Source organism: Novosphingobium sp., from assembly GCF_027489515.1.
In the GTDB taxonomy this organism is placed as follows: Bacteria; Pseudomonadota; Alphaproteobacteria; order Sphingomonadales; family Sphingomonadaceae; genus Novosphingobium.
Genome location: NZ_JAIXZS010000077.1, coordinates 1 through 14,838 on the forward strand (window position 1 = coordinate 1; position 14,838 = coordinate 14,838).

The window sequence follows — 14,838 nt, forward strand, 5'->3', positions numbered from 1 at the left end:
CACCTCGGCCTGCCGCAGATGATCCAGTCGCGCCCGCAGTTCGGCTATATCGGCGCGCTGCTGGTGTGGATCGTCGCGCTGTTCACCTACATCGGCTTCAACGCGCTCAACCAGTCGCTTGCCGCCAGTACGCTGCACGAACTGGTCGGCCTACCCGAGGCGCCCGCGATCATCGGCTTCGGCCTGGTTGCCGCGCTGGTCGCGGGGATCGGCTATGACGTCATCCATGCCACGCAGCGCGTTCTGGCCTACATCATGCTGGCCGCGCTGGCGGTCTATACGCTTGGCTTCTTCACCGCCTTCGATCTCGGCGCGCTGCTGAAACCGGGAGAGTTCAAATCCACGCTGTTCCTCGTGCAGTTCTTCGCGGCGGCCGGCTACCAGCTCAGCTGGTCGATCTATGTCTCGGACTACTCGCGCTATCTTCCGCGCGAAGTCGGCATCAAGTCCGCCTTTCTGTGGACTTTCTGCGGCGCCTTCATCGGCGGCACGTGGATGATGCTGGTGGGCGCCTTTGCCGGGGCGACCTTCACCGATCCCGATATCGTGGTCGCTTTGCGCCGCAGCGCGGATGCGATGTTCGGCGGGTTCGGCCTGTTCATGCTGGCAGCCAGCTTCTTCGGCCTCATCACGATCACCTCGCTCAACCTTTATGGATCTTCGCTGACCCTGCTCAGCGTGATCGACAGTCTGCGCCCGATCCCGCTCGGCGCGCGGGCGCGCCTCGCGGCGCTGATCGTTTGCCTGATCGCCTCGCTGTCGCTATCGCTCGGCATGGGCGGCAACGTGCTCCACCAGTTCGAAGCCTTCCTCGGCGTGCTGGTCTATCTCTTCACGCCGTGGACCGCGATCAACCTTGCGGACTTCTTCTTCGTGCGAAAGGGCGTCTATTCGATCCGAGCGATGTTCATGGCCGATGGCCTCTATGGCCGCTGGAACTGGCGCGGCCTGACTGCCTATGCCGTCGGCTTTGCCGCGATGATCCCATTCTTCAAGACCGAGCTCTATGTCGGTCCGGTCGCGCGCAGCCTTGGCGGGGCGGACATCTCGATGCTCGTTGGCCTGCCGGTTTCGGCTGCGGTTTATCTGCTGCTTTGCCGCAATCTCGATCTCGCGGCCGAACTTGCGCAGATTCCCGAACTGGACCGCAATCTGGAAACGGAACCGGTGCGATGATCCGCCACATCGCGGTGCTATCCCTGCTTGCGCTCGCCGTTCCGGTGCGAGCAGAGCCGATTGCCTTCCCCGATCAGTTCGATTCCATCGGCACGCCTGTGCAGAGCCTCTCGACCAGCGAAGGCCGCACCGTCCACTATACCGACACGGGCGAGCACGGCTGGCGCCCCATGCTCTTCGTCGGCGGCGTCGGCACCAGCGCCCGCGCGCCCGAACTGGTCGCTTTCCTCGATACCCTGCGCCGCCGCCTGCATGTCCGCATCATCGCGGTCGAGCGCAACGGCCTTGGCGATACCGCCTTTGACCCGGCTTGGACCTTCGCCGACTATACGAGCGAAGTGCAGCAGGTCCTCGCCCACCTTAGGGTCGGACAGTTTGCCCTCGTCGCCATCTCCGGCGGCGGTGCCTACGCCGGCCACGTTGCTGCCGCGATGCCGCAGCGCATCACCTCGTGGCACATGCTCGCCGCCATAGCGCAGGTCCCGGCCGACAACCCCGTCTGCACGGCCGATCCCGCCGCGCTGGAAGCCAGCCTCGCAAAGCAGGTCAGTTCGCCGCGCGCATTCTGGGCCATGCCGACGGACAGCGTCGCCGCGAAAGTCCGCGGCTTTGCCGACCGTGCTGCTGATGAAGGCGCGCATGCCTATTTCATCGCCGGACAGCACGGTGACGCCCGCGCCGTCGCGCGCGAGTATCGCCGCTTCTGCGATGCCCCCGCGCCGGTCACAGCGTTTCCCGCCCCGGCCTACTTCATCTATGGTGAGGCCGACCCGCTCGTCCCACCCGCGCAAGGCGAATACTGGGCCGCAAGAGTCGCCGGCAAAGTCACCTTCCGCCGCTATCCCGGCGAAGGCCACGATGTGCAGTACCGCCACTGGGATCAGGTTCTGCTCGACGTCGCGGGGCATGGCCATCAGACGCTGGTCTGCGCGCAGGGCCGCGCGAAACGGCTCCCCGGCCTTGTGCAGGCTGCCGATCTGCCCAAGGGAACCACAGCTGGCGTCTGCGCCTGGGCTGCCTCTGCAAAGGAACCGCATCATGCCGCAGGGCAATGAACCCCACGGCCTCACCACGCCGCTCGAAGGCATCGCAGCCGATCCCTTCCAGCCCGGCGAGGCGATCCCCGCCCCGCTGCGCCTCATCCGCCCGACTGTCCCGCGCGAATGGGTCGATTACAACGGGCACATGAGCGAGAGCTGCTATCTCCTTGTGTTCGGCGACCAGTCCGACGCCTTCTTCCGCAAGATCGGCATCGACGAAGCCTACCGCGCGGGCGGGCATTCGCTGTTCACCGTGCAGACGATGATCTTCAACCTTGCTGAAGCCCACCTCGGCGATCCGCTCGACCTCGCGCTCCAGCTGATCGACGCCGACGACAAGCGCCTGCACATCTTCCACACCATGCATCACGGCGAGACCGGCGCGCTTCTCGCCACCGGTGAGCAGATGCTGGTGCATGTCGACATGAACGCCGGCCGATCGGCCCCCATGCCGCCCGAGCTTCACGCGCGGGTTCACGCCGTGCGGGCCGCCCACGCCGGGCTTGAACGCCCCGCGCAGGTCGGCCGCTCCATCGGGATCAGACGGGATACCAAGTGATGCATTTCGAACTTTCTTCCGAACAGCAGATGCTGGTCGAAACAGTCCGCCGCTTTGTCGAGACCGAACTCTATCCGCACGAGAAGCTGGTCGAGGACACTGACAGCGTGCCCGCCGACCTCGCCGAGGACATCCGCCGCAAGGCCAAGGACCTTGGCCTCTATGCGGTCAACATGCCCGCAGAACTTGGCGGCGGCGGCCTCGGCACCTTCGACACCACGCTGATGGAGCGCGAACTGGGCCGTGCCAGCTATGGCCTCCAGATGATGATCGCGCGCCCCAGCAATATCCTGCGCGGCTGCGAGGGCAGCCAGATCGAGGAATACCTCCTGCCCACGATCCGCGGCGAACGACACGATTGCCTTGCCATGACCGAACCCGATGCGGGGTCCGACGTCCGCTCGATGCGCACGTTTGCGCGCCGGGATGGGGACGATTTCGTCATCAACGGCTCAAAGCACTTCATCAGCCACGCCGATGTCGCCGATTTCGTGATCCTCTGCGCGGCAACGGGTGAGGCTGGCGGCAAGAAGACGATCAGCTGCTTCCTCGTCGATTTCGACACACCGGGGCTGACCAGGCGCCGCGGCCCCAAATGTGTCTCGCACCGCGGCTATCACCAGTGCGAGCTGATCTTCGAGGATTGCCGCGTCCCCGCCTCCGCGCTGCTGGGAGAGCTCGACAAAGGCTTCGAGCTGATGGGCCAGTGGCTTGGCTCGACCCGCCTGCAGGTCGCGACCACCTCGGTCGGGCGCGGGCAACGCGTGCTCGAAATGGCGACACAATGGGCCGCCACGCGCAAGCAGTTCGGTCAGGCCATCGGCAAGTTCCAGGGCACCGGCTTCAAGCTGGCGGACATGAAGACCGAGCTGGAAGCCGCCGAGCTCCTCACCTTCCGCGCTGCGTGGAAGGATGATCAAGGCACGATGACCGATACCGATGCGGCGATGGCCAAGCTGTTCGCGTCCGAAGCCCTCGCCCGCGTGACGGACAACGCCTTGCAGATCTTCGGCGGCATGGGCCTGATGGACGAGCTTCCCATCGAGCGATTCTGGCGCGATGCCCGCGTCGAGCGGATCTGGGATGGCACCAGCGAGATCCAGCGCCACATCATCAGCCGCGCGCTGCTGCGTCCGCTGGAGGCATGAGCGAAAATCGGCTGTCCCGCCTGCTGCGCCCCCGCAGTCTGGCCATCGTCGGCGGCAAGGCGGCCGAGGAAGCCGTGCGCCAGTGCCGTGCGCTGGGCTTTGCCGGGCCGATCTGGCCGGTGAACCCGAAGCGCGCCGAGATGGCCTGCCTGCCGTGCTTTGCGGACATGGCCTCGCTGCCGGCCGCGCCGGATGCGGTGTTTGTCGCAGCCCCCGCGCCCGCGACAATCGCGTTGGCAGGCGACCTGAAAGGCACCGGCGGGGCAATCTGCTACGCCGCCGATTTTGCCGAAAGCGGCCAGGAGGGCCGCGAACGGCAGGCCGCGCTGCTCGAAGCCGCAGCTGGCGTTCCGCTGATCGGCCCCAATTGCTACGGCATGCTCAATCTGTTCGACCGGGTTGCGCTCTGGCCGGACCAGCACGGCTGCCCGCCCATCGACGCCGGACGCGGTGTCGCCATCGTGAGCCAGAGCGGCAACCTCGCGCTCAACCTCACCATGCAAGCGCGCGGGCTGCCCATCGGCTACGTCATTTCCGTCGGCAATTGCGCCGATGTCACACCGGCGGACCTAATCGAAGCCCTGATCGCCGACGAACGGGTCAGCGCCATCGGCCTCCACCTCGAAGGCCTCGGCTCGGTCGCGCGCTTCTCGCAGGCCTGCCTTGCCGCACGTGCGGCGGGCATTCCCATCATCGCGCTCAAGACAGGTGCCTCGGCGAAGGGCGCAGCGCTCACCATGTCGCACACCAGTTCGCTCGCCGGGGCCGATGCCCTGGTCGATGCGCTGTTCGCGCGGCTTGGCGTGGCCCGCGCGCACGACCCGGCGACGTTCCTCGAAACCTTGAAGCTGCTGCATGTCGCTGGCCCCTTGCGGGGGCGGCGCATCACCAGCGCCAGCTGCTCGGGCGGCGAAGCCTCGCTCACCGCCGATCTGGCCGAGGAAGCGGGCCTTGCAACGCCGGACTTTCCGGCCGCCACCCAGGCCGCGCTGGAAGAGGTACTCGGCCCGCGTGTGCATGTCGCGAACCCGCTCGATTACCACACCTATATCTGGGGCGATCTCGGCGCGACGACGGCGTGCTTCGGCGCGATGCTCGGCGCGGATTTCGAAGCATCGCTGCTGATCCTCGACTTTCCCCGCGCCGACCGCTGCTCGGCAGCCGATTGGGACGTGACGCTCGCCGCGTTCCGCGATGCCTGCGCCCGGCCCGCCAGCCCCGGCACCGTGCGCATGGTGGTGAGCTCGCTCGCCGAGACAATGCCCGAAGCGGTCGCCGCCGCGCTGCTTGCCGATGGCATCGTCCCCGCCGCCGGTCTTGCCGAGGCCCTGCGCGCCATTGCCGCCGCTGCCAGCATCGGCGAGATCTGGGCGAGAGCGGCTGCAGATGCCCTGCCCGAGATGCCAAGCGTTGTGCCGGGCGAGCCTGCAACATGGGATGAAGTCCGCAGCAAGGCCGCTCTCGCCGCCGCAGGCGTACCGATCGCGCGGGGCAAGGTCCTCACCGTTGCGGAACTGGAAGACCCGGCCACCGTTCTGCCTGCGCCGTTTCCCCTTGTTCTCAAAGCAGTAGGCGCCGATCTTGCGCACAAGACCGAACTGGGCGGTGTCGCGCTGAACCTCGCCAGCCGCGAAGCCCTGATTGCCGCCGCGCGCGGCATGAGCGGTCTTTCGGGCACGTTTCTGATCGAGGAAATGGTGAGCGGCGCCGTGGCAGAGCTTATCGTCGGGGTGGGCCGCGATCCGCAGTTCGGCCTGTTCCTTACCCTTGGCGCGGGCGGCGTGTTCGTCGAGCTGCTGCGCCAGACGGCGCAGGTCCTGCTCCCGGCCAGCCACGCCGCTATCGAAGCGGCGCTGGCGGGTCTTCCGCTTTACAAGTTGCTCGCCGGCTATCGCGGCAAGCCGGGCTGCGACATGGCGGCGCTCGTCGATGCTATCACCCGGATCGCCGCATGGGCCATGGACCATGCGGACCGGCTGGAGGAAATGGACGTGAACCCGCTGCTCGCGCTCCCATCTGGTGCCGTCGCCGTGGACGCGCTGATCCGCATCAGGGAGCCCCAGTCATGAGCGCCGTGAAGCTCGAAAACCGCGATGGCATCCTCGTCATCACGCTCGATCGCCCCAAAGCCAATGCCATTGACGTTGCGACCAGCCTTGAACTCTACGCCGCATTCAGGACGCTGAACGACGATCCGGCGCTGCGCGTGGGAATCGTGACTGGTACGGGGCGCTTCTTCTCGGCCGGGTGGGACCTGGGCGCGGCCAATGACGGCGAGGCGGTCGATGCCGATCACGGCCCGGGCGGCTTTGCGGGCCTCACCGAATACTTCAGCCTGACCAAACCCGTCATCGCCGCGGTCAACGGCCTTGCCGTCGGTGGCGGGTTCGAGCTCGCGCTCGCGGCGGACCTGATCGTTGCGAGCGAGACCGCGAAGTTCTGGTTGCCCGAAGCGCAGCTTGGCATGCTCCCCGATTCCGGCGGCCTGCTGCGCCTGCCCAAAGCCATTCCGGAACGGATCGCCCGCGAAATGATCCTCACCGGGCGGCGCATGGATGCCGATGAAGCCGCCGCACTCGGCCTTGCCAGCCGTGTCGTGCCGGGCGAGACGCTGCTTGACGCCGCGCTGGAACTGGCCACGATCATCGCCCGCGCCGCCCTGCTCGCGATCACGGCTGCGCGCGATATCCTGCGCGACACCGCCGGCATGGAAGTGGAAGCGGGCTACAGGCACATGCGCAGCGGCGCCATTCCCTCCTATCAGGCCATGCTGCAATCGGAGGACGCGCTCGAAGGCCCACGCGCCTTTGCCGAGGGCCGCGCGCCGCAGTGGAAGGGCCGCTAAAGCGCCTCCCAATCGACCGGCGCAACGCGCGGCAGGATCGCCAGCCAGCCGACCAGCCCGAGCACGTTGACCAGCCCCGCCAGGAGGAACGCGGTCCCGTAGGAGCCGCCGCCCGCATCGATGAGAACGCCGGCAAAAAACACGCCGATGATGCCCGGCATGTTTCCCATCATGTTCTGCACCCCCACCCAGCGCGCCGCAGCAGGCGGCCCGCCCATGATCTGCGGGATCATGAAATAGGCGGGCGAGGAGAACCCGAGGAAGATCTCATAGACGAACAGCAGCGCGATGCAGGCCCCGAGGGGCATGAACGGCATTGCGAGCATGCAGCCCAGCCCTGCCAGGTGCGCCAGCGCGAGGGGTGCCTTCACCGTGAGCGAAGGCGACCAGCCGCGCGCGATCAGCTTGTCGAACGCCCAGCCTGCCGCCAGCGCGGCCAGTGCATTGACGAGGTAGGCGCTGGAGACGACCTCAGCCATCTGTTCCTTCGAAAAGCCGCGCTGCATTTCGAGGTACATCGGCAGATAGCCGAGGATGAAATACCAGTTCCAGTTGCCCGCGAAGTGCCCGAGCGAAGCCCCCCAGAGCGCACGGCGCGAGAGGATCTGGCGCATGGTCACGGCCTGCCGGGCCAGTGTCTCGGCAGGCCGGGCCTCGCGGATCTGTACCCGGCTCCACGGCAGCAACCACACCAGCGAGAGCGCGCCGAACAGGATGAAGGTCGGCCGCCAGCCCCACCGCGCCATCAGCATGCCGCCGATCAGGGTGCCCGCTGCCGGGCCGACGAGGTAGCCGAAGCCGATCAGTCCGTTGGCAAGCCCCATCTGCGCCTTCGGCACATTGCTCGCGATGATTTTCGAGGTGGTGGTAAAGGCAACGCTCTCGCCCATGCCCAGCATCAGGCGCAGGATGAAGAGGCCGTAGAAGCCCTGCACGAACCCCGTCAGCAGCGTCGAGACCGACCACAGCAAAGCGCCAAGCCCGAGCACCAGCTTTCCGCCCAGCCGATCTGACAGCGCGCCTGCCGGGAGCTGGCAGAAGGCATAGGCAAAGTAGAAACCCGCCGCGAGCGCGCCGTAAGCCGTGGCGCTGAGGCCGAGATCGGCGCGGATCTGCGTCGCCCCGGTCGCGAGGTTGCCGCGGTCGATGTAGTTGATGAACAGGCTGGTCGCCATGAGAGCGACGAGCACCAGCGGCGCCGTGATGTGGCGGGCGCCGGCCTCAGCGCGCATAGTCTGATCCCTGCCGGTCCAGCATCCGCTTGAGCGCGGCGAAGTGCAGGTCGATGCGGTCGAGCCCCTCGACCTCGGCGGAGCTGGTATACTGCGCGACTGTCCGGCTCAGGACCGGCTCGCCCACCAGCCGCACCTTCAGTCCGCTCGATTGCGCGAGGATCTGGGTCATCGCGGCGCGCTCGAAGAAATAGAGCGTGTTGAAGGCTTCCGCGACGGTGCTGCCCGTTGTCACCACGCCGTGGTTGCGCAGGAGGAGCACTGCCTTGTTGCCCAGCGCCGCCGCCATGCGCCGGCCTTCGCCGCTGTCCAGCGCAAAACCGGCATAATCGCAGAGCGCCACGAGCCCGGCAAAGCCGATCGCGTTCTGGCTCGCCATCAGGAGTTCCGGCTCCTCCAGCATGCTAAGTGCGGTGGCATAGGGCATGTGGGTATGCATCACGCAGCGCACATCGGGCCGGGCGGCATGGAGCGGCGCGTGGATGTGGAAGGCGGTTTCCTCGACCGGCCCAGCTCCCACGAGCTTGTTGCCCGCAAAATCGACCACGAGGAAGTCGGACGCGCGGATCTCCGACCAGTGCAGGCCGAAGGGCGCCAGAAAGAAGCGGTCCGTGTAGCCCGGCACCAGCAGCGTGAAGTGGTTGTCGATCCCTTCGTTATAGCCGAAATGCACCGCCAGCCGGTGGCTCGCCGCAAGGTCAACCCGCGCCTGCCACTCGGCCTCGTCCATCAGGACCGGGGCTCCGGCGTGCCGTCAAGCTCGCGAATGAGCGGCTTGCGCAGCAGCAGGATGACGAGAGCGCCTGCGATGCCGATGGCAGCGTCCATCGTCCAGAACGCCGAAGGGCTCATCGTATCGAAGTAACTGCCGACCCAGCCGGCCGTGACATGCGCGGCGAATGGGGAGAGGAAGGCAACACCCATCAGCGTGGAGGCGACGCGCGGCGGCGCCGCCTTGCTGACGATCGCCATCGTCGTCGGCCAGTAGTACATCCAGCCGAGGCCCATGATCAGCCAGCCCGCGATCGCCCAGAAGGCGCCGACGCTGTGCTGCTCTGTCACGCCCCAGTTGGCGAAGGCAAAGAGCAGCGCGGCGAATGCGACGATCGCCGTGCCGATGCCCTGCTTGGTGACATTCGCCGGCTCCTGCCCGCGCTTTGCCTGCCAGCCCCACAGCGCCACGAGGATTGGCGCGGCAAGAATCGATCCGAACGAATCCATGCCGGCAAACCAGCTGGAAGGCACGGTGCCGAGCGGTGTTGCGAGGTTGACCCATTGGTCGACCCACAGAATGCCGATGCTCCAGACCATTGGATAGGTGATCTCGGCCGGGAACGTCAGCGCGATCACGAAGATCAGCACCGCCACGCGCCGGCGCTCGGCCGGCGTGAGCGGCGGTGCTTTCTCGCGCGTGCCCGATACCGGCTTGAAATCGGGAAGATGGCGCTGGCCCATGATGTAGCCGACCATGGCGACCAGCATCAGCACGGCCGCCACCGCGAAGCCGGCGTGAAAGCCCCAGATCGCGGCCACAAGGCCGGTCGTAACCGGGCCGCTTGCTGCGCCGATATTGATGCCGGTCGCGAAAATCGTGTAGCCCTGCGAGCGGCGCGATTCATCCTCGCGCGGGTAGAGCGTGCCGACCTGGGCCGAGATATTGCCCTTGAGAAAGCCCGATCCCACGATGAGCAGCATCAGCGCGAACACGAAGGTCTCGTAGAACGACATCGCCGCATGACCCGCGGCCATGAGCAGCACGCCGATAAGCACCGTCTTCTTGGGGCCGAGAATCCGGTCCGCCACCCAGCCGCCGATGATCGGCGTGAAATAGACGAGCCCCGCGTACCAGCCATAGATGATCGAGGCGAAGGCGACGTCGCTCATCGTGCCATTGAAGCTGAGCCCATGGCGCAGCGGCGCCAGCCCGATCACCTTGTCGGCGTGGAGCGGCAAGAGCTCCTTCACCATGTAGAGTGTGAGCAGCGCCGACATCCCGTAGAACGAGAAGCGCTCCCACATTTCGGTGAAGGCGAGGTAATAAACCCCCTTGGGATGGCCGGCGAATTGTTCGAAATGCTGCTCTTCGGCCGCCATTATCCTGTCTCACCCCCGGTTCGCCGGGCGTCCGTTCACGCCGTGCGATCCTGCAGGGGATGGGCGATATTCGCCCGCTTCGTCAATCGCTAAGTCAATCGACAGTGATGACGGCATTGCCGATCAGCTGGCCGGATTCGACCGCCTCATGGGCCTTGGCGCTATCAGCCAGAGCGAACGTCGCCGCGATCGCATGGCGCAGGGCGCCAGCCTCCAGCGCAGCGGTCAATCTCGCGACGGTCGCCGCGCGCTCCTTTTCAGACAGCAGGTAGACAAGCAGCATGCGCACCGCCGCGTGGCGGAACATCAACGGATAGAACGGCAGCCGGGGCTCGGCATCTGCCATGGAGCCATAAGCCGCGATGACGCCGCCTTCGCCCAGAACTTCGGTAGTGACGGCGAGATTGCCGCCGAATTCCACCTCGACCACTCGGTCGACCGGACTGCCCTGATTGGCTGCAAGGATCGCCTCCGCGACATTGCCCTCGCGGTAGTTGACGACCGCATGCGCGCCCGCCGCCTCAGCCGCCGCCGCCTTTTCCGGACCGCTTACCGTCGCGATCACGCGCGCGCCGCCCCAGCGAGCAAGCTGGATGGCATAATGCCCAACTGCGCCCGCACCGCCGGTGACGAGCACCGTCTGCCCGGTTACGTCACCATCGGCGAACACGGCATGGCAGGCCGTCGAGGCCGGAATGCCAAGGCAGGCGCCTGCTTCGAAACTGGTGCCGTCGGGCAAGGGCACAGCCTGCGCCTCGGGCAGGCAGACGAACTCGGCGCAGGTGCCGAAGGGCCGCCGATAGGCCGCGTTCCATACCCACACGCGCGAGCCGATCCGTGCGGGTGCCACGCCCTCGCCCACCGCATCGATAATCCCCGCGCCATCCGAATGCGGAATGACGCGCGGGAACGCGATCGGACCGCGCAGACCGGCGCGCGATTTCACGTCGGACGGATTGACCCCCGAAGCGTGCATCCGGACGCGAACCTCGCCCGGACCGGGCTGCGGATCGTCCATCTCACCCAGCCGCAGCACGGCCTCGGCAGGGCCCGTCTCCTCGTACCAGACAGCGCGCATCAGGCCTCCATATCCAGCGACAGGCTTTCAGTATGGCCGTCGATCGCAATCGCCTGCCCGGAAATGCGCGCCCCTGCGGGCGACATGAGATAGCGCACCATCGCCGTCACATCCTCTTTGGTGGCAAAGGTTCGCAGCGAGGTCTGCCGCTTGTATTCGTGCTCGACCTCGGCAACCGTCAGGCCCCGCTCGGCGGCATCTGCGGCGATCACACGGTCGATCCGCGGTCCCTCGACGCTGCCGGGACAGATGGCGTTGACGCGGATGCCGGCAGGGCCGAGCTCCATCGCCAAAGTCTTGGTAAGGCCAATCAGCGCCCACTTGCTGGCGACATAGGGCCCCCTGAGCGGACAGCCGAACAGCCCTGCGGTCGAGCTCATGGTGATGACGGCCGAACCCGGCGCGCGCTGGCGCAGCAGCGGGATGGCATGGCGCGTCATCAGGAACGTGCCATTGAGGTTGACGCTGATCGTCGCATTCCACGCGTCGACCGGCTGGTCTTCCAGTCGGGCAGTCGGCCCGGCGATGCCCGCGTTGTTGACGAGAAGGTCGATGCCTGCCGCGCCCCGCACAGCAAGGTCGCTGCCAATCCACGCATAGAAGTGCTCGACGGACGCGGCATCGCTCACATCGCAGACCATGGCGGCAAGCTCATCCCGTTCGGGACCGAGCGCCAAGACCGCCGCTGCATCCTGATCACCGGCATAAACCCGCCAGCCGTCCGCGCAGAGCGCCTCGGCAATTGCGAGGCCAATGCCACTCGCCGCAGCCGAAATGACGGCGATGCGCCGATCCATGCTTCGTGATCCCTGCCGGATGCCGTGTTCAGTCGTGCACGGTCCGGTCGCTGGCCGGATCAGAATGGAATTCGTGCCAGATGCCATTGAGGATCGCGACACTGACGGCAAGCCCAAGGCCGAGGATCCAAGCAAAATACCACATCGCGTCTGCTTTCTCTCAGTACATGTCAGGGTTCAGGCGAACTTCTTCGGCACCGACGCGGCCAAACATAACGCGGTAGGCCCAGGTCGTGTAAGCGAGCACGATCGGCAGGAACACGAGCACGACCACCAGCATGATGAACAGCGTCAGGTGGCTGGACGAAGCATTCCAGACGGTGAGGCTCGACACGGGATCGATCGAGCTGGGCAGAATGAACGGAAACATCGAGAGCCCGACCGTCGCGATGATGCCCACGACCGCGAGCGAGGATCCGGCAAAGGCCAGCGCATCGCGCCGCAAACGCAGACCTGCCAGCGCGGCCACCGGCCCGAACAGGCCGAGGACCGGCGCAGCCATCATCCAGTGATGGTCGGCAAAGTTGGCAAGCCACGCGCCGGGCGCCGCTACTGCGCGGGCAAGATGCGGATTGGACGGCCCGCCCGTTTCGATCACCTCGGCCATGCGGAAGCCCAACCCGCCCCATGCGACAAAGGCTCCGCCTGCCGCGAACAGCACAAACGCGGCCGCCGCGGCGAGCGCACCATACCGACGCGCGCGGAACTGAACTGGCCCAGGCTCAAGCTTCATCGCCAGCCACCCAGCCCCGTGCATGACCAGCATCGCCACCGAAAGCAGCCCCGCCAGCACGGCAAACGGGCTGAACAGGCCCAGCAGCGAGCCTTCGTAGAACGTGCGCAGATCGCCATCGAGGCGGAACGGCGCGCCCAGCAGGACATTGCCCACCGCAACGCCGAACACGAGCGCGGGAACGAGGCCGCCGGTGAACAGCGCCCAGTCCCACCGTGCGCGCCACGAAGCTTCGGGTCGTTTGGAGCGATACTTGAAGCCTACCGGCCGCAGGATAAGCGCCGCCAGCACGAGGAACATCGCGAGGTAGAAGCCCGAAAAGCTGACCGAATAGACATAAGGCCAGGCCGCGAAGATCGCCCCGCCGCCCAGGATGAACCACACCTGGTTGCCTTCCCACGTCGCGCTCACCGTGTTGATCACCATGCGCCGTTCGAGATCGTTGCGCGCGACGAAGGGCAGCAGCGCCATTGCGCCAAGATCGAAGCCATCGGTCAGCGCGAAGCCGATCAGCAGCACGCCGATCAGCACCCACCAGATCAACCTCAGCGTCTCGTAATCAAGCGGCAGGGCCATGTCCGCGCTCCTTCACTCGGCCGGGACGCTGTGGAACGGGCTTGGCGTGGCAGGCGGCGGCACCGGATCACGGCGCGGCTGCCAGGGCGTAAAACCCTCCGGCCCCTTGCGGATCGTCGCCACCATCAGCCGGATCTCGATCACCGCGAGCACGCTGTAGAGCAAGGTGAAGCCCGCGATGGTGGTCCAGATCTGGCCAGTCGTCAGGCTCGACGCGCCAAGGAAGGTCGGCAGCACGCCGTCGACCGCCCAGGGCTGCCGTCCGATCTCGGCCACCAGCCAGCCCAGCTCGATGGCGACCCACGGCAGCGGGATCATCAGGACCGCCGCGCGCAGGAACCACTTCGCATCGAAGCGGCGCGTGTTGGCGAGGATCAGCGCGGTCGCGAAAAAGCCGATGAACAGAAAGCCAAGCCCCGCCATGCCACGAAACAACCAGAACAGCGCAGGCACATTGGGCACGGTGGACCACGCCGCCTTGTCGAGCGCTGCAGCATCGGCCTTGCGCGGATCGGCGACAAAGCGCTTGAGCAGGAGCGCATAACCGAGATCGTCCTTCGCGCTTTCAAACTGCGCGCGCGCGGCCACATCCCTGGGGTTTACCTTGAGCTTTTCCACGGCATCATAGGCCACCAGCCCATGCTCGATGCGTGTTCGCGCGTGGGCGACCAGCGGATAAATCCCCTCGACCTGCCCCGTCAGGCTGCGCGTGCCGATAATGCCGAGGACATAGGGGATCTTGACCTCATAGAGCGTCTCGCGCCCCGCGTTCGAGGGCAGGCCGAACACCGCGATCCCTGCCGGCGCCGGCTCGGTGTGCCATTCGGCCTCTACCGCGGCGAGCTTCATCTTCTGGTTGTCGGTCAGCGTGTAGCCGCTCTCGTCGCCGAGCACGACGACCGACAGCGCCGAGGCCAGCCCGAACGCCGCGGCCACGGCAAAACTGCGCTTGGCGAGTTCGAGATGGCGCCCCTTGAGGAGGTACCAGGCCGAGACGCCGAGCACGAAGACGCTCGCCGCGACATAGCCTGCGCTCACCGTGTGCACGAACTTGGCCTGCGCGACGGGATTGAACACCACGTCATAGAAGTTGGTCACTTCCATCCGCATCGTGACCGGGTTGAACGCCGCGCCCGTCGGGTGCTGCATCCAGCCGTTGGCGATGAGGATCCACAGCGCCGAGAAATTGGACCCGAGCGCGACCATGAACGTCGTGAACAGGTGCTGGCGTGCGGTGAGCTTGTCCCAGCCGAAGAACATCAGCCCGACGAAGGTTGCCTCGAGAAAGAAGGCCATCAGCCCCTCGATCGCCAGCGGCGCGCCGAAGATGTCCCCCACGTAGTGCGAGTAGTAGGACCAGTTGGTGCCGAACTCGAACTCCATGGTCAGGCCGGTTGCGACGCCCAGCACGAAGTTGATGCCGAAGAGCTTGCCCCAGAATCGGGTGATATCCCGCCAGATCGGGCGGTCGGTCATCACATAGACGCTTTCCATGATGACCAGAATGAACGACAAGCCGAGCGTGAGCGGCACGAACAGGAAATGGTACAGCGCGGTCAA

General features: G+C 66.3%; 14 protein-coding genes. 6 read left to right on the forward strand and 8 right to left on the reverse strand.

The window, feature by feature from the left end:
- The 6 genes from Q0082_RS13745 to Q0082_RS13770 form a co-directional block, all read left to right on the forward strand.
- Positions 1–1,176: cytosine permease (locus Q0082_RS13745; RefSeq protein ID WP_298193589.1), on the forward strand; the 1,176-nt coding region annotated here is incomplete at its 5' end.
- On the forward strand, positions 1,173–2,231 hold the full coding sequence (locus Q0082_RS13750) for an alpha/beta hydrolase (protein WP_298193592.1): 1,059 nt from the start codon (positions 1,173–1,175) through the stop codon (positions 2,229–2,231). The genes Q0082_RS13745 and Q0082_RS13750, both read left to right, overlap by 4 nt.
- Positions 2,215–2,775 carry a thioesterase family protein gene (locus Q0082_RS13755; protein WP_298193594.1) on the forward strand — a complete coding sequence of 187 codons (561 nt, stop codon included), beginning with the start codon at positions 2,215–2,217 and terminating at the stop codon, positions 2,773–2,775. The genes Q0082_RS13750 and Q0082_RS13755 overlap by 17 nt, the downstream gene beginning before the upstream one ends.
- On the forward strand, positions 2,775–3,923 hold the full coding sequence (locus Q0082_RS13760) for an acyl-CoA dehydrogenase family protein (RefSeq protein ID WP_298193597.1): 1,149 nt from the start codon (positions 2,775–2,777) through the stop codon (positions 3,921–3,923). Before Q0082_RS13755 ends, Q0082_RS13760 begins: the two co-directional genes overlap by 1 nt.
- Positions 3,920–5,992: an acetate--CoA ligase family protein gene (locus Q0082_RS13765; protein WP_298193599.1), complete on the forward strand. Its 2,073-nt coding sequence runs from the start codon at positions 3,920–3,922 to the stop codon at positions 5,990–5,992. Before Q0082_RS13760 ends, Q0082_RS13765 begins: the two co-directional genes overlap by 4 nt.
- A complete protein-coding gene (locus tag Q0082_RS13770) occupies positions 5,989–6,768 on the forward strand; it encodes an enoyl-CoA hydratase-related protein (RefSeq protein WP_298193602.1) in 780 nt (259 codons plus the stop codon). Before Q0082_RS13765 ends, Q0082_RS13770 begins: the two co-directional genes overlap by 4 nt.
- On the opposite strand, the gene Q0082_RS13775 is transcribed toward Q0082_RS13770, so the two are convergent.
- The 8 genes from Q0082_RS13775 to Q0082_RS13810 form a co-directional block, all read right to left on the reverse strand.
- The gene (locus tag Q0082_RS13775; RefSeq protein WP_298193604.1) at positions 6,765–8,000 is read right to left on the reverse strand and encodes an MFS transporter; all 1,236 of its coding nucleotides are present in this window, start codon (positions 7,998–8,000) and stop codon (positions 6,765–6,767) included. The genes Q0082_RS13770 and Q0082_RS13775 overlap by 4 nt on opposite strands.
- Complete coding sequence (locus Q0082_RS13780) at positions 7,990–8,730, reverse strand: aldolase (RefSeq protein ID WP_298193605.1); 741 nt, start codon at positions 8,728–8,730, stop codon at positions 7,990–7,992. The genes Q0082_RS13775 and Q0082_RS13780 overlap by 11 nt, the downstream gene beginning before the upstream one ends.
- Positions 8,730–10,094 carry a peptide MFS transporter gene (locus Q0082_RS13785; RefSeq protein WP_298193607.1) on the reverse strand — a complete coding sequence of 455 codons (1,365 nt, stop codon included), beginning with the start codon at positions 10,092–10,094 and terminating at the stop codon, positions 8,730–8,732. Before Q0082_RS13785 ends, Q0082_RS13780 begins: the two co-directional genes overlap by 1 nt.
- A 94-nt stretch (positions 10,095–10,188) precedes the next feature.
- On the reverse strand, positions 10,189–11,172 hold the full coding sequence (locus Q0082_RS13790) for an NADPH:quinone reductase (RefSeq protein ID WP_298193609.1): 984 nt from the start codon (positions 11,170–11,172) through the stop codon (positions 10,189–10,191).
- Complete coding sequence (locus Q0082_RS13795; RefSeq protein ID WP_298193610.1) at positions 11,172–11,969, reverse strand: SDR family oxidoreductase; 798 nt, start codon at positions 11,967–11,969, stop codon at positions 11,172–11,174. Before Q0082_RS13795 ends, Q0082_RS13790 begins: the two co-directional genes overlap by 1 nt.
- Before the next feature lie 28 nt (positions 11,970–11,997).
- Entirely contained in the window at positions 11,998–12,114 is a 117-nt protein-coding gene (cydX, locus tag Q0082_RS13800) for a cytochrome bd-I oxidase subunit CydX (RefSeq protein ID WP_292929958.1), read from the reverse strand.
- A 15-nt stretch (positions 12,115–12,129) separates the two neighbouring features.
- Entirely contained in the window at positions 12,130–13,278 is a 1,149-nt protein-coding gene (gene cydB / locus Q0082_RS13805; RefSeq protein ID WP_298193615.1) for a cytochrome d ubiquinol oxidase subunit II, read from the reverse strand.
- 12 nt (positions 13,279–13,290) lie between these two features.
- A partial coding sequence (locus Q0082_RS13810) for a cytochrome ubiquinol oxidase subunit I (protein ID WP_298193618.1) occupies positions 13,291–14,838 on the reverse strand: 1,548 nt, incomplete at its 5' end.

Excerpts from the sequence above, each read along its gene's own strand:
- Q0082_RS13750 (WP_298193592.1), top strand. The coding sequence starts at position 1,173 with ATGATCCGCCACATCGCGGTGCTATCCCTGCTTGCGCTCGCCGTTCCG.
- Q0082_RS13755 (WP_298193594.1), top strand. The coding sequence starts at position 2,215 with ATGCCGCAGGGCAATGAACCCCACGGCCTCACCACGCCGCTCGAAGGC.
- Q0082_RS13760 (WP_298193597.1), top strand. The coding sequence starts at position 2,775 with ATGCATTTCGAACTTTCTTCCGAACAGCAGATGCTGGTCGAAACAGTC.
- Q0082_RS13765 (WP_298193599.1), top strand. The coding sequence starts at position 3,920 with ATGAGCGAAAATCGGCTGTCCCGCCTGCTGCGCCCCCGCAGTCTGGCC.
- Q0082_RS13770 (WP_298193602.1), top strand. The coding sequence starts at position 5,989 with ATGAGCGCCGTGAAGCTCGAAAACCGCGATGGCATCCTCGTCATCACG.
- Q0082_RS13775 (WP_298193604.1), bottom strand. The coding sequence starts at position 8,000 with ATGCGCGCTGAGGCCGGCGCCCGCCACATCACGGCGCCGCTGGTGCTC.
- Q0082_RS13780 (WP_298193605.1), bottom strand. The coding sequence starts at position 8,730 with ATGGACGAGGCCGAGTGGCAGGCGCGGGTTGACCTTGCGGCGAGCCAC.
- Q0082_RS13785 (WP_298193607.1), bottom strand. The coding sequence starts at position 10,094 with ATGGCGGCCGAAGAGCAGCATTTCGAACAATTCGCCGGCCATCCCAAG.
- Q0082_RS13790 (WP_298193609.1), bottom strand. The coding sequence starts at position 11,172 with ATGCGCGCTGTCTGGTACGAGGAGACGGGCCCTGCCGAGGCCGTGCTG.
- Q0082_RS13795 (WP_298193610.1), bottom strand. The coding sequence starts at position 11,969 with ATGGATCGGCGCATCGCCGTCATTTCGGCTGCGGCGAGTGGCATTGGC.
- cydX (WP_292929958.1), bottom strand. The coding sequence starts at position 12,114 with ATGTGGTATTTTGCTTGGATCCTCGGCCTTGGGCTTGCCGTCAGTGTC.
- cydB (WP_298193615.1), bottom strand. The coding sequence starts at position 13,278 with ATGGCCCTGCCGCTTGATTACGAGACGCTGAGGTTGATCTGGTGGGTG.